Origin of the sequence: Pseudomonas sp. NFIX49, assembly GCF_900115915.1 — a bacterium.
Taxonomy (GTDB): domain Bacteria; phylum Pseudomonadota; class Gammaproteobacteria; order Pseudomonadales; family Pseudomonadaceae; genus Aquipseudomonas; species Aquipseudomonas pharyngis.
The window spans coordinates 417626-431537 of sequence record NZ_FOYE01000003.1 but is presented as its reverse complement, the minus strand read 5'-3'; the positions used below and the strand labels follow the sequence as shown (position 1 = coordinate 431537).

General features: G+C 61.3%; 9 protein-coding genes. 7 read left to right on the top strand and 2 right to left on the bottom strand.

Annotation, left to right across the window (positions count from 1 at the left end):
• Positions 1-5: 5 nt before the first annotated feature.
• Together BMZ46_RS10225 and BMZ46_RS10220 are read right to left on the bottom strand one after the other, a co-directional pair.
• Complete coding sequence (locus BMZ46_RS10225) at positions 6-1979, bottom strand: MacB family efflux pump subunit (protein ID WP_074687668.1); 1974 nt, start codon at positions 1977-1979, stop codon at positions 6-8.
• Positions 1980-3143, bottom strand: coding sequence for an efflux RND transporter periplasmic adaptor subunit (locus BMZ46_RS10220; protein WP_074687669.1), 1164 nt, complete (start codon positions 3141-3143; stop codon positions 1980-1982).
• A gap of 321 nt (positions 3144-3464) precedes the next feature.
• Here BMZ46_RS10220 and BMZ46_RS10215 point away from each other — a divergent pair, with 321 nt between their 5' ends.
• The 7 genes from BMZ46_RS10215 to BMZ46_RS10185 all read left to right on the top strand — a co-directional run bounded on the left by BMZ46_RS10215 (position 3465) and on the right by BMZ46_RS10185 (position 13912).
• Positions 3465-3947 carry a sigma-70 family RNA polymerase sigma factor gene (locus tag BMZ46_RS10215; protein ID WP_039770110.1) on the top strand — a complete coding sequence of 161 codons (483 nt, stop codon included), beginning with the start codon at positions 3465-3467 and terminating at the stop codon, positions 3945-3947.
• Between the two features lie 134 nt (positions 3948-4081).
• A complete protein-coding gene (locus BMZ46_RS10210) occupies positions 4082-5419 on the top strand; it encodes a lysine N(6)-hydroxylase/L-ornithine N(5)-oxygenase family protein (protein ID WP_074687670.1) in 1338 nt (445 codons plus the stop codon).
• 520 nt (positions 5420-5939) lie between these two features.
• Positions 5940-8639 (top strand): magnesium-translocating P-type ATPase, encoded by a 2700-nt coding sequence (gene mgtA / locus BMZ46_RS10205; RefSeq protein WP_074687671.1) that lies wholly within the window; start codon positions 5940-5942, stop codon positions 8637-8639.
• Between the two features lie 54 nt (positions 8640-8693).
• On the top strand, positions 8694-9410 hold the full coding sequence (locus tag BMZ46_RS10200) for an MgtC/SapB family protein (RefSeq protein ID WP_074687672.1): 717 nt from the start codon (positions 8694-8696) through the stop codon (positions 9408-9410).
• Positions 9411-9519: 109 nt separating this feature from the next.
• Positions 9520-9954: a chemotaxis protein CheY gene (locus BMZ46_RS10195; RefSeq protein WP_074687673.1), complete on the top strand. Its 435-nt coding sequence runs from the start codon at positions 9520-9522 to the stop codon at positions 9952-9954.
• Between the two features lie 107 nt (positions 9955-10061).
• Positions 10062-10685: a response regulator transcription factor gene (locus BMZ46_RS10190; protein WP_074687674.1), complete on the top strand. Its 624-nt coding sequence runs from the start codon at positions 10062-10064 to the stop codon at positions 10683-10685.
• A gap of 11 nt (positions 10686-10696) precedes the next feature.
• On the top strand, positions 10697-13912 hold the full coding sequence (locus BMZ46_RS10185) for an ATP-binding protein (protein ID WP_074687675.1): 3216 nt from the start codon (positions 10697-10699) through the stop codon (positions 13910-13912).

The window sequence follows — 13912 nt, the reverse complement described above, 5'->3', positions numbered from 1 at the left end:
GTCGATCATTCACTGGTGAGGGCCTTGACCGGATCGAGCCGGGCGGCCTTGCGGGCAGGCATGAAGCCGAAGATGACGCCGGTGGCCAGCGCGCAACCGAAGGCGCCGAACACCGCAATCCACTGGAACGCCATGGCGACGCCGCTGAGTTGCAGCACACCGCCGACCAGCATCGCCAGGCTGATCCCGGCAACGCCGCCGACCACCGAGAGCATCACTGCCTCGGTCAGAAACTGGCGCAGGATGTCGCGCTGACGGGCGCCGGTGGCCATGCGGATGCCGATTTCCCGGGTGCGCTCGCGCACGGTCATGAGCATGATGTTCATCACGCCGATCCCGCCCACCAGCAGGGAGATGGCGGCGATCGCGCCGAGCATCAGCGACAGCGTGCCCTGGGTTCGTGCCTCGGCCTGAATCATGGCGGCGTTGTTGGTCAGCTCGAAATCCTTTTTGCCGTTGTGCCGGCGCAGCATCGATTGCTCGATGGCCTGCTCCGCCTCCTTGACCTTGCGGGCGTCCCGCGCGGCGATGACCACATATTCGGGGTTGCGGCTGCCGAACAGGCGCATGCTGGCGGCGGAGTAGGGCACGGCGATCCGGTTGTCACTGTCCGAGTCGCCGGAGCTGGAGCCTTTTTCAGCGAGTACCCCGAGCACCTGGAACGGTACGTTTTCGATCAGGATGTATTGACCGATGGGGTCGGCCACATCCTTGAGCAGCTTGTCGCGAACCTTGGTGCCGATTACCGCCACGGCAGCGGCGCTGTCTTCGTCGGCTTGCGTGAAGTAGCTGCCCTGAACCACCGGCCAATTGAAAATGGTCGGGAAATTGGTGTCATTGCCGCCCACATAGCTGGTGTGGTCGGCATTGCCGAAGCGCACGCCGGCGGTCGAGCCGTTGACCGGCATGATGCGTTCCACCTGGGGCAGGGCGGCCAGTTCGGCGACGTCATCGAGGGTGATGATGCCCGGTGGCGTGCGCGGGTTGGGGGCAGCGCCGCTGAGATAAATGATGTTGGAGCCGAAGGCGCCCATTTGCGCCATCACCTGGCGCTTGCTGCCTTCGCCCACCGCCAGCATCACCACCACAGACGCGACGCCGATGACGATGCCCAGCAGGGTCAGCGCGGTGCGGAAGCGGTTCACCCACATCACTCGCCACGCCGCTTGCACGGCGTCCACCAACTCGCCTTTCCAGGCGCCGGTCTGGGTGCTGCCGGTGTTCAGACGCTCGCGCAGATCCACGGCCTGCAATGCGCCGGAACCGACGGCGGGCAAGGGGGGCGATGACGGATCGGCGGTGTCGCTGATGATCAGGCCGTCGCGGATTTCGATGATGCGCTTGGCACGTTGCGCGACCTCGCGGTCGTGGGTGATGAGAATCACCACATGGCCCTGATCTGCCAGTTCATCGAGCAGGGTCATGACCTCGGCACCGCTGTGGCTGTCGAGCGCACCGGTGGGTTCGTCGGCGAGAATGATATGACCGCCATTCATCAGCGCACGGGCAATCGACACCCGCTGCTGTTGCCCGCCGGAGAGTTGGTGCGGGCGATTGGCAGTGCGGCCGGCAAGGCCCAGGCGAGTCAGCAGCGCGTGGGCCCGGGCGTGGCGTTCGGCGGCCGGTGTGCCTGCGTAAATGGCCGGCATTTCGACGTTTTCCTGGGCCGAGCCGGACGGAATCAGGTGATAGCCCTGGAACACGAAGCCGAACGCCTCGCGTCGCAGCCAGGCCAGAGCGTCGGTGTCCAGCCGCGCGACCTCTTCACCGGCAAACAGGTATTCGCCGCTGGTCGGTCGGTCGAGGCAGCCGAGGATGTTCATCAGTGTCGACTTGCCGGAACCGGAGGCGCCGACGATCGCCACGAATTCGCCGGCATGAATCGACAGATCAATGCCGCGCAGCACTTCCACCCGCGGACTGTCGCCACCGCCATAGGCTTTGCGGATCTGCTGCAGGTCAATCAGGGGCGTTTGCATTCAGCCTCCATTGCCGGTGGCCGGGCTGCTCAGGACATGATCGCCTTCGACAAGCCCTTCAAGAATCTGCGTGCGCAAGCGGTCGCGGATGCCGGTGCGCACTTCCCGGGACTGAATGTCGCCATTGGCGGCGACCACCTGCGCCAGTTGCCAGTCCGCGCGAGCGCTGCGTTGCAGGGCGGCGGTGGGCACGGTCAGGGTGTTTTGTGCCTGTTGCGAAACGAAGAACACCTGGGCGGTCATGTCGGTCATCAGGGTGTTATCGGCGTTATCGACATCCAGCAATACCGTGTAAAGCACCACCCGTTCGCTACCACTGCGACCGCTGGTGGGGCTGGCGCCCTGGCTCTGTTCCAGCGGACGCGGCGGCACCGGCAGGATCTGCCGTACGGTGCTGCTCCAGCGCCGGCTGCCGCCGCTGAGGGTGGTGAAGTAAGCGGTCATGCCCGGTTTGACGTGACCGATGTCGGCTTCGGAGACCTCGGCCCATACGGTCATCGGAGAGAGCCGCGCGATCCGCAGAATCAGCGGGGTCTGCTGTTGCGCGTTGAGTGTCTGGCCTTCCCGGGCGCCTACTGCCACCACCGTGCCGGACATCGGCGCATAGATGCGTGTGTAGCCGAGCTCGGCTTCGTCGCTGCGCAGGCTGGCCTGTGCCTGGCGGATCTGCGCCTGAAACATGTCGATGCGGGCCTGCGTGGCGCGCACTTCGGCCCGGGCGGTCTGGACGTCTTCCTCGCGGGTGGCGCCGCCGGCGGCGAGTTTTTGCTGGCGCTGGTACTTTTGCTGCGCCAGCTCATGCTGGGCTCGTTGCTCCTGCAACTGCGCCTTGAGGTTCTCGATGGAGAACCGGCCTGCGTCGAGCTTGGCCTTTTGCGTGGACGGGTCGATCTCCACCAGCAACTGGCCTTCCTTGACCGCATCGCCGGCCTCGACATGAATTTTCTGGATCTGCCCTGACGCCTGGGCGCCCACATCCACATAGCGCCTCGGTTGCAGGGTGCCGAGTGCGGTCACGCTGTTTTCGATATCGCCGCGTGTCACTTGAACAGTGGCGAGGGTCTCACGGCCCGGCGGCAATACCTGCCACGCGGCAACGGCGATGACAGGGATCAGGCAGAGGGCAACGAACAGGGCGCGTCGGGCGGGGCGGGGACGTTTCATGCAGGGTTCCGGCCAGTGGAATTCGGCCCGTCGTTCAGCAGGTGAACAGGTTCGGTCGGTCGCTGAACGCTGTCGCAAGGCACGACAGACACGGGGAGCTGTCCTGTAAACGATGAATGCGCAAGGGAATTTAAGTGCTCACACACGAAGTTACAGGTTGCCCGGCAGGACTATTTGTCTGGTGAAGAGAATCACTACTTTAAATCTATATGAGAATTACTATAAATTACGCCCTTCAAGTTGCCACTATCATGCTACTGCCTCCAGTGCAGTCAGGATCGGGCTCAAGGACAGAAACCGCACCCCTTGCGGCCGGGAGTCATGTTGGAAAACTACTATCGCGAATTGGTGTGTTTCCTGAACGCCAAGCTCGGCAACCGCCAGGTCGCCGAAGATGTGGTGCATGACGCTTATGTACGGGTTCTGGAGCGTTCCAGCGACACGCCGATCGAGCAACCCCGGGCTTTCCTCTACCGCACCGCGCTCAATCTGGTAATCGACGACCATCGGCGCAATGCCCTGCGTCAGGTCGAATCGCTGGAAGTGCTCGACAGCGAAGAGCGCTATTTCACGCCGTCCCCCCACAACACGTTCGATCACGGTCAGCGACTGGAGATGCTCCAGCGTGCCCTGGCAGAACTTTCGCCGCTGTGCCGCGAAAGTTTTCTGTTGCGCAAGATCGAAGGTCTGTCGCATCCCGAAATCGCGCAGCACCTCGGGATTTCCAAGGCTCTGGTGGAAAAGCACATCGTCAACGCCATGAAACATTGCCGCCTGCGCATCAAGCAATGGGATGTCCATTGAGCCACCGGCGTTAAATTTTTTTTCACTGTCCTCGTTCCTACTCAACAGACGATCTGCTGTCCTGCTCAAGGCCGGTCAGGTCACTCAGGCTTTTCGTCCCCGCTGGTTCGGGGTTCCTCCAGAGGACACTGGAAATGACACAGGCAATTGCATCGCCCATCGTTCACGACCTGATCGGCGTCGGTTTCGGCCCTTCGAACCTGGCGCTGGCCATCGCTCTGCAAGAGCGCGGCCCGACCCAGGGCGAGCTGGATGTGCTGTTCCTCGACAAACAACCCCACTACAGCTGGCACGGCAACACCCTGTCGACCCAGAGCGAGTTGCAGATTTCCTTTCTCAAGGATCTGGTCACCCTGCGCAATCCGACCAGCCCGTACTCGTTCGTCAACTACCTCAAGCACCACGGCCGTCTGGTGGACTTCATCAACCTCGGCACCTTCTATCCGTGCCGCATGGAGTACAACGACTACCTGCGCTGGGTGGCCGGGCAGTTCACCGAACAGAGCCGCTACGGTGAAGAAGTGCTGACCATCGAGCCGGTGCTGCACAACCATCAGGTCGAAGCCCTGCGGGTGATTTCCCGTGATACCGAAGGCCAGCAGTTTGTGCGTACTGCGCGTTCGGTGGTGGTCAGCGCCGGCGGCACGCCACGCATTCCCGAAGCGTTCAAGGCGTTGAAGGGCGACGGTCGGGTGTTCCATCACTCGCAATACCTGGCCGAGATGGCCAAGCAGCCGTGCATCAACAACCAGCCAATGAGCATTGCGATCATCGGTGGCGGCCAGAGCGCGGCGGAAGCCTTCATCGACCTGAACGATTCGTTCCCGTCGGTGCAGGTCGACATGATCCTGCGCGGCTCGGCCCTGAAACCGGCGGACGACAGCCCGTTCGTCAACGAAGTGTTCTCGCCGGAATTCACCGACCTGATCTTCCAGCAGAAGAGCAGCGAGCGTGAGCGTCTGGTCAACGAGTACCACAACACCAACTACTCGGTGGTCGACATCGACCTGATCGAGCGCATCTACGGCATCTTCTATCGTCAGAAAGTCTCCGGCGTCGCACGTCATGCGTTCCGCACTCTGACTACGGTCGAGAAAGCCACTGCCACCGAACACGGCATTGAACTGACCGTGCGCAACAATGCCACCGGCGAAGTCACCGTGCGTGCCTACGATGCAGTCGTGCTGGCCACCGGTTACGAGCGTCAGATGCACCGCAAACTGCTGGCGCCGCTGGAAGAATACCTGGGCGACTTCGAGGTCGATCGCAATTACCGGTTGATCACCGACGAGCGCTGCAAGGCCGGTCTGTACATGCAGGGCTTCTGCCAGGCCAGTCATGGTCTGAGCGATACGCTGCTGTCGATCCTGCCTATCCGCGCGGACGAGATTGCCGGCTCGCTGTATGAGCATGGCAAAAACCGCGGGCACAGCCGTTCGGTGATGGATCTGTTGCTGGCGACTGCCAGCTAAGTATCCTTTCAGCCTCCACACTGATCGTTCCCACGCAGAGCGTGGGAACGATCTCGGAGGGAGCGATCTCGGGGGCAATCCTGAACCCTTCCTGAACACCCGCCACATTCCCCGACACACTTCCTTTTGCGGGTTTACTCTCCTGAAATCGGGGCGTAAGCTTCGCGCGTTTTCATCAATAGCGGAGACCCACAGTGGGTACTTGTTCGAGTGACAGTTGTCGGCCGGTCCTTGTAACCGGCGGATTCTCGGCAAGATAACGCGCATTTCTTTGTGCCGTTGTCTCGCCGAACAGCGAGCAGCGGCATCCCGATCATGACCGGTCCCGGTCATGTCCCGACGTCCTTCTCATCGACACTGAAAAGCCTGTGAAGTCGACTTCATCGTCGTCATTGCAGCCCTATCGACACGCCTGTCTTTTCTGACCGGCGCGCCACGCCTTGCCGTGCCGGTTTTCCGGTGCCCGGGACGAGGACGTACCTGCTCGAAGGTTTCCCGGCTGACCATAGGGGCAACAGCCATGAAACTTACACTCAAGGAATTTTTCGCAGGCTTCCTGCGGACCCGCCACATCGCCCGGCACTTCCGTCGCCTGGCCTTGCTGGAAACCCTCAGCGACACCACGGTCAGCCGTGAAGTGCCGCCCACCCTGGCCAATACACTGGTGGACGCCGCCCATTGCGACAGCGGCGTGCTGTTGTCGAAACTCGGCACCCACACCGATGGCCTCACCGATTTCGAAGTCGATGTGCTGCGTGCGCAGCACGGCCTCAACGAAGTCGAACACGAGCAACCGCTGCCGTGGTGGACCCACCTGTGGCACTGCTACAAGAACCCTTTCAACCTGCTGCTGACCCTGTTGGCGGTGATCTCGTGGCTGACCGAAGACCTCAAGGCCGCGATCGTGATTTTCTCGATGGTGGTGCTCTCGACGCTGCTGCGCTTCTGGCAGGAAAGCAAATCCAACCAGGCCGCCGACGCGCTCAAGGCGATGGTCAGCAACACCGCCACCGTGCTGCGCCGGGATGCGCCGCGTGCTGAATTGCCGATCAAGCAACTGGTGCCCGGCGATCTGATCGTGCTCTCGGCCGGCGACATGATTCCTGCCGATTGCCGGGTGCTCAGCGCCAAGGATCTGTTCGTCAGCCAGGCGGCAATGACCGGTGAATCGATGCCGGTGGAAAAATTCCCGCGTCAGGCCGATCGCGACACGCGCAATCCGCTGGAGCTCGACAACATCCTGTTCATGGGCACCAACGTGGTGTCCGGCACGGCGGTGGCGGTGATTCTCACTACCGGCAACAGCACCTATTTCGGTGCACTGGCGCAGCGGGTCGGGGCGACTGATCGCGCGGTGACTTCGTTCCAGCAAGGGGTGAACAAAGTCAGCTGGCTGCTGATCCGCTTCATGTTCGTCATGGCGCCGCTGGTGTTGTTCATCAACGGTTTCACCAAGGGCGACTGGACCGAAGCGCTGCTGTTCGCGCTGTCGATTGCCGTGGGCCTGACCCCGGAAATGCTGCCGATGATCGTCACCTCGACGCTGGCCAAGGGCGCGGTGTTCCTGTCGCGCAAGAAAGTCATCGTCAAACGCCTGGATGCGATCCAGAACTTCGGCGCCATGGACGTGCTGTGCACCGACAAGACCGGTACCCTGACCCAGGACAGGATCTTCCTGGCGCGCAATGTCGACGTCTGGGGCGAAGACTCCGATGACGTGCTGGAAATGGCTTACCTCAACAGCTACTACCAGACCGGCCTGAAAAACCTGCTCGACGTGGCGGTGCTGGAACACGTGGAAATCCACCGCGAGCTGAAGGTCGGCACGGCGTTTCGCAAGGTCGACGAGATCCCGTTCGATTTCAATCGCCGGCGGATGTCGGTGGTGGTGGAAGGGCGCGGCCAGCCGCATCAGCTGATCTGCAAGGGCGCGGTGGAAGAAGTATTGGCGGTGTGCAGCCGGGTTCGTCACGGTGAAGCCGACGAAGTCTTGAGCGATGAATTGCTGGCGAAAATCCGTCAGGTCACCGCAGCATTCAACGCTGAAGGCTTGCGTGTGGTCGCGGTGGCGGCACGGTCGATGCCGCAGGGGCGCGACACTTACAGCCTGGGCGACGAGCAGGAACTGACGCTGATCGGTTACGTGGCGTTTCTCGATCCGCCGAAGGAAAGCACCGCCCCGGCACTCAAGGCCCTGGCCGAACACGGCGTGGCCGTGAAAGTGCTGACCGGCGACAACGAGCTGGTGACCGCCAAGATCTGCCGCGAAGTGGGCCTGGCCCAGCAAGGCCTGTTGATGGGCAACGACATCGAGCGCATGAGCGACGCTGAACTGGCCGTGGCGGTGGAAACCACCAACGTGTTTGCCAAGCTGACGCCGTCGCACAAGGAACGCATCGTGCGCATCCTCAAGGGCAACGGTCACGTGGTCGGGTTCATGGGCGACGGTATCAACGACGCCCCGGCGCTACGCACCGCAGACATCGGGATTTCGGTGGACAGCGCGGTGGACATCGCCAAGGAAGCGGCCGACATCATCCTGCTGGAAAAGAGCCTGATGGTGCTGGAGGAGGGCGTGCTGGAAGGGCGTCGGACCTTCGCCAACATGCTCAAGTACATCAAGATGACCGCCAGTTCGAACTTCGGCAACGTGTTCTCGGTGCTGGTGGCCAGTGCGTTCATTCCGTTCCTGCCGATGCTGCCGATGCACCTGCTGGTGCAGAACCTGCTCTATGACATTTCGCAGATCGCGATCCCGTTCGACAACGTCGACGAAGAAATGCTGAAACAGCCACAACGCTGGCAGCCGGGGGATGTCGGGCGCTTCATGCTGTTCTTCGGTCCGATCAGTTCGATCTTCGACATCACAACGTTCGCCTTGATGTGGTACGTGTTCGATGCCAACACTCCGGATCACCAGACCCTGTTCCAGTCCGGCTGGTTCGTGGTGGGGCTGCTGACCCAGACGCTGATCGTGCACATGATCCGCACGCCGAAGATTCCGTTCCTGCAAAGCCGCGCGGCCATGCCGTTGCTGGTGATGACCGCAATCATCATGGCCGTGGGCATCTTCCTGCCGATGGGGCCGCTGGCGCACTACTTCAAATTGCAGGCGCTGCCGTCGATGTACTTCGTGTTCCTGCCGGTGATCCTGCTGGCGTACATGGCGCTGACTCAAGCCGTGAAAGGTTTCTACATCCGTCGGTTCGGCTGGCAGTAACAGGCAAGATTCCCCCCTTGTGGGAGCAAGGGGGGCGGTTTCAAGGAGTTCGACATGCAAGCGATCAACAATCTCAACCTCACCTCATTGCTCGACACTTTGGTCAGCCTCAGCGCGGCGTTCATCCTCGGCGGCCTGATCGGCTTCGAACGCCAGTACCGTCAGCGCACGGCGGGTTTGCGCACCAACGTGCTGGTGGCGGTGGGGGCGGCGATTTTCGTCGACATGGCCAACCGTCTCGCCGGTGCCGAGGGCGCGGTGCGGGTGGTCGCGTATGTGGTTTCCGGCATCGGCTTTCTCGGTGCCGGGGTGATCATGCGCGAAGAAGGCAACGTACGTGGGCTCAACACCGCCGCCACGCTCTGGACCTCGGCGGCGGTCGGCGCCTGCGCCGGTGCCGACCTGCTGGCCGAAGCGGTGCTGGGCACCTTGTTCGTGCTGGCCGCCAATACCTTGTTGCGGCCGATCGTCAACAACATCAACCGTCAGCCGCTGGACGTGGTTTCGGCGGAAGTCACCAACATTGTTTATGTGATCGCTCGGCGTTCGCAGCAGAAAGCCGTTTTCGCCTTGCTCGAGGCCGAGCTGGAACGCAGTAATTACCCGGCCAGCGATGTCGATGTACATGCCTTCGGTGCCGATGAAATCGAGATCGAAGCGACGCTGGCCACCACCTCGGTGGACGGTGATGAACTGGATGCGCTGGTGGCGCGAATCTCGACGTCGACGCTGGTGGTGCAGGCGTTCTGGAGTCCGAGCACCACGGAGTAACTTTTTCAATCCCGATGAGTGACCGTGTTTTTCGGAAAAGTCCTACAGAGTGTATCCCGATGCTTGGGTAGTCTTGCCGCCACTTGAAGCGACTACCCGGACTTCCACATTGACCGACAAAACCCTGCGCATCCTGATCGCCGACTTGCAGCATTTTCACCGGATGAGGATCGAGCGCCTGTTCAATGGCCTGAATTACCACCGCATCGCGCCGGTGCAAAGTCTTGCCGAACTGTTGACCCTGGTCGATTACGGCTGTCAGCCGTTCGATGTCCTGGTGGTCAATGCCGAAGTGGCGAGCGGGATCGCGGATCTGCCCGGTTTTCTGTTCGATCACCCACAAATCCGACGGGCCCTGGTCTATGGTGCGCCGGCGGATTCCACAGGGGTTCCCGGGCATTTCGAGGCAAAGATCATCACCTGCCCTGCAGCGCTGCCTTCATTCGACGAAATCGAACAGTTGATGACCTCGGTCGAGGTTTCGTTCGGGCGCCCATCGCGTGTTCGATCACAGATCGGTCTGGCGCACAACTGTCAGATCTGACAGGTGATTCAGCGCGCACACCGTGCAACAGTTGTAGCGCAGCTACCAATAGTCCCGTTCATGCTGGATCGGTGGCGTCATGTCAGGTATTCGCCCCGGGAGTGGTCATGGGTTCAGCATTGATCGTTGATGATCATCCGGTGGTGGTTGGAGCCCTGCGTCTGGTTCTGGAGTCTGCGGGCTACAAACCGATTTATGTAACTTCCAAAGGCGTCGATGTGGTGCCAATGCTCCGTGAACACTCGCCGGAACTGGTCGTGCTCGACCTGAAACTCGACGGCTTCGGCGGCCTGGAGGTATTGGAGCGCATCAGAGCCATCGGGCTGGTCTGCAAGGTGGTGATTTTCACCTCGGCCGACCCTGAACACTATCTGATGCGCTGCCGACGTGCGGGGGCGATGGCTTTTGTCGCCAAGTCCGCCTCGATGGAGCATTTGCAGAATGCTATCAAGGCCGTCCGTTTGGGCTATAGCTACTTTCCTGAAATGCCTGTCAATGCCGTGCAATCCGAAGCGCACCGCGATGAGCGAGAGCTGATCGCACTTCTGTCCACCCGCGAAATGGAAATCATGCTGAAGCTGGCCAGAGGTGAGTCCAACAAGCACATCGCTCTGACGATGAACCTCAGTCACAAAACCGTCAGCACCTACAAGAGCCGTTTGATGCTGAAACTCGGAGTGAGCTCGCTGGTGGCGTTGGGAGCGTTTGTCAAACGCAACGGCCTGTCTTGATCGGTAGCCTCATGATATGTCCTCTGCGGGTCGTACTTCTGTCGATACTGATGCTTGCAAGCGCAGCGCACGCGACCGGGCCGGCGCAGCGGCTCGAAATCGTCTCCCGCACCCGCCTGGAAGGCGTACAGATTCAACTGGACAAGCAGGATCGGCAGTGGCTGAGCACGCACCCGGTATTGCGCATCGGTGCCTCCTGGCCGGATTACCCGCCCTTTGAACTGACTCGCAAACGACACGAACTGGAAGGCCTCACCGCCGATTACGCCGATGCGATCGCACAGATTTTGAACATCGACGTCGAAGTCTGGTGTTATGCCAACCGCGCAAGCGCGATGGCCGCGCTCAAGGCCGGGGATGTGGACCTGCTGGGTACGTCGAACAACTTTGAAATCGCTGATCCCGACCTGATGCTGTCTCGCGCCTACGCCGAGGATCAGCCGATGTGGGTGACCCGGCTCGATGAGCTGTTGCCGGATGATCTCGCCGGCAAACGTATCGCCATGGTGGAAGACTACTTGCCTGTCTGGACCATCGAGGAGGCTTATCCGCAAGCGATCCTCCAGCGTTACCCCTCGATCCTTGATGCCCTCGGAGCTGTAGCGTTCGGCGACGCTGTTCTTTATCTCGGCGACTTCATCAGCGCCAGCTATCTGATCAACACTCACTTTCACAACGACCTGCAACTGGCGGGGCCGTCGGGCCTTGACCCCAACCCGTTCGGCTTCGCCCTGGCCCGCAGCAACACACGCTTGAAACGTCTGGTCGACAAGGCCTTGCTGGCGATTCCCATGGAGCAGCGCCTGGCCATGGAACTGCGCTGGAGCGCCGGTCGCGCCGACATGGCAGCGCAGTCGAGGGTCAGCCTGAGCGACAGCGAGCAACAATGGCTGGATCAGCATCCGGTGGTGCGGGTCGGCGCCATCGATGATTTTGCACCGCTGACATTCTTTGACGCCGATGGCCGTTTCGGTGGGCTGGCTGCCCAATTGCTCAACCTGATCAGTCAGCGCAGTGGCCTGACATTCGAGGTGGTGCGCGGTCAGTCGCTGGATCGTCAGGTCGAGCAACTCAGGAGCGGGCAACTGGATCTGCTGCCGGTGATGACACCGAGCCGCCAGCGCGAAACGCAAATGCTGCTTACCCGCTCGTACGCCAATAGCCCCTTTGTCTTGATCACCGATTTGAAGTCACAGGCGCCGCGCAGCCTCGAAGAGATGGCAGGTAGGCGCCTGGCGCTCTACCGCGGTAATCCACTGCGCGATTATCTGTTGGAGCACGTGCCGCAGATCAACCTGATCGAATTGCCAAGCCCGGCCGACGGCACGCAGGCGCTGCTCGACGGCAAGGCTGACGCGACATTGAGCTCGTTGCTGGTGGCGCGCTACCAGATCGATCACCAGTACCGTGATCGCTTGCGCATTGTTTCCACGCTGGGTGATCAGCCGGCCCGGGTCGCCATGGCCACGGCGCTCGATGCCCCGCAGTTGCAATCGATTCTGAACAAGGCACTGCTGAGCATCGCACCCCAGGAAATCGACGCTCTGGTCGCGCGCTGGAGTCGTAATGTGGTACTGCAGGACAGCTATTGGCAGCGTCATCGAGAGCAAATTTTGCGTGGGTTTGCCGTTGCCGCGGGTTTGCTGTTGCTGGCATTGGGCTGGATCGGTTTTCAGCGTCGGCAGATCCGTCAGCGCCAGCGATGGGTTCAGCAGTTGCAGGAGGCCAAGGACGCGGCCGACGAAGCCAATCGTGCCAAAAGTACGTTTCTTGCAACCATGAGTCATGAAATCCGCACACCGATGAATGCCCTGATCGGCATGCTCGAACTGGCCCTCAAGCGTGCCGATGAAGGCGTGACCGATCGCCAGGCGATCGAAGTGGCGTCCAGTGCCGGGCAGCAACTGCTGGCTTTGATCGGCGATATTCTCGACATCGCGCGCATCGAGGCTGGGCATCTGTCGCTGGCCCCCGAGCGCGTCAATCTGCGTGAGGTGGTGGCGTCGGTGTGCCGGATTTTCGAAGGCCTGGCCCGGCAGAAGGAATTGTTGTGGCATGTGGAGCTGGATGAACGCAGCAACGTCGAGGTGATGCTCGATCCCCTGCGTTTCAAACAAGTGCTGTCGAACCTGTTGAGCAACGCAATCAAATTCACAGAGGACGGCGAGGTGAGGCTGCGCCTGCGGGTGTTCGGCGAACAGAACGAGATGATTGAAGTGGGCGTAGCCATTGAAGACAGTGGCCGGGGGATCAGCGCGGAAGATCAGCAGCGATTATTCAGACCGTTTGTGCAGGTCGGCAACCACTCATCAACGGCGCGGAGTGGCTCCGGCCTGGGGCTGGTGATCAGCCGCAACCTGTGCCGGTTGATGGGCGGCGATTTGTGGATGAACAGCGAGTTGAACCGCGGCACTCAGGTCATGCTGCGACTGGAGCTGCCGATGCTGGCGCCGCTTGTGCAAGAGGCTGTGCCGGCGCCAGTGGCGGCGACGGTCAAGTCGCTGAACGTGCTGGTGGTGGATGACCATCCGGTGAATCGCCTGCTGTTGTGCCGGCAGTTGAGTGAGCTCGGGCATCGCGCTGTTGACGCTGGTGGCGGTGAGGAAGGGCTCGCGCTGTGGCGCGAGCAATCTTTCGATGCACTGATCACCGACTGCAACATGCCGGAATTCAACGGATATGAACTGACAGGGGCGGTGCGTCGGGAAGAGGCTGCCATGGGCAGGACGCCCTGTCTGATCCTCGGATTTACCGCCAATGCACAGATGGAAGAAAAGGAGCGATGCCGCGCGGCCGGGATGGATGATTGCCTGTTCAAACCGGTTCTGCTGCGCGAATTGAGCCTGGCCTTGATGGCCGCCGTCTCCGGGGGCTCGCAGGCCGACAGCGCGGACGATCCGGCACCGGCCGAGTTCGATCTGAGCGCGCTGTTGCAACTGGCGGGCGCGGACAACCCGCTGATCGACCAATTGCGTGAGGAAGTACTGAGCAATCTGCGTATCGACCTGAAGCGGCTGGAAGAGTCAGGCCGTGATCGCGAAGTCTTGCGTGATCTGGCGCATCACGTCACGGGCGGGGCGCACATGATCGGTGCCGAGCGCGTGGTCTCGGCGTGTCGGGTACTCGAGCAAGCCTGTTGTGACGATGAGCCCGAAGCGGCATTGACGGCTGCCATCGATTCGCTGCGCGTGGCCATGCACGACCTCGCGCAGCAGCTTCAGGCCTGA

Excerpts from the sequence above, each read along its gene's own strand:
- BMZ46_RS10225 (WP_074687668.1), bottom strand. The coding sequence starts at position 1,979 with ATGCAAACGCCCCTGATTGACCTGCAGCAGATCCGCAAAGCCTATGGC.
- BMZ46_RS10220 (WP_074687669.1), bottom strand. The coding sequence starts at position 3,143 with ATGAAACGTCCCCGCCCCGCCCGACGCGCCCTGTTCGTTGCCCTCTGC.
- BMZ46_RS10215 (WP_039770110.1), top strand. The coding sequence starts at position 3,465 with ATGTTGGAAAACTACTATCGCGAATTGGTGTGTTTCCTGAACGCCAAG.
- BMZ46_RS10210 (WP_074687670.1), top strand. The coding sequence starts at position 4,082 with ATGACACAGGCAATTGCATCGCCCATCGTTCACGACCTGATCGGCGTC.
- mgtA (WP_074687671.1), top strand. The coding sequence starts at position 5,940 with ATGAAACTTACACTCAAGGAATTTTTCGCAGGCTTCCTGCGGACCCGC.
- BMZ46_RS10200 (WP_074687672.1), top strand. The coding sequence starts at position 8,694 with ATGCAAGCGATCAACAATCTCAACCTCACCTCATTGCTCGACACTTTG.
- BMZ46_RS10190 (WP_074687674.1), top strand. The coding sequence starts at position 10,062 with ATGGGTTCAGCATTGATCGTTGATGATCATCCGGTGGTGGTTGGAGCC.
- BMZ46_RS10185 (WP_074687675.1), top strand. The coding sequence starts at position 10,697 with ATGATATGTCCTCTGCGGGTCGTACTTCTGTCGATACTGATGCTTGCA.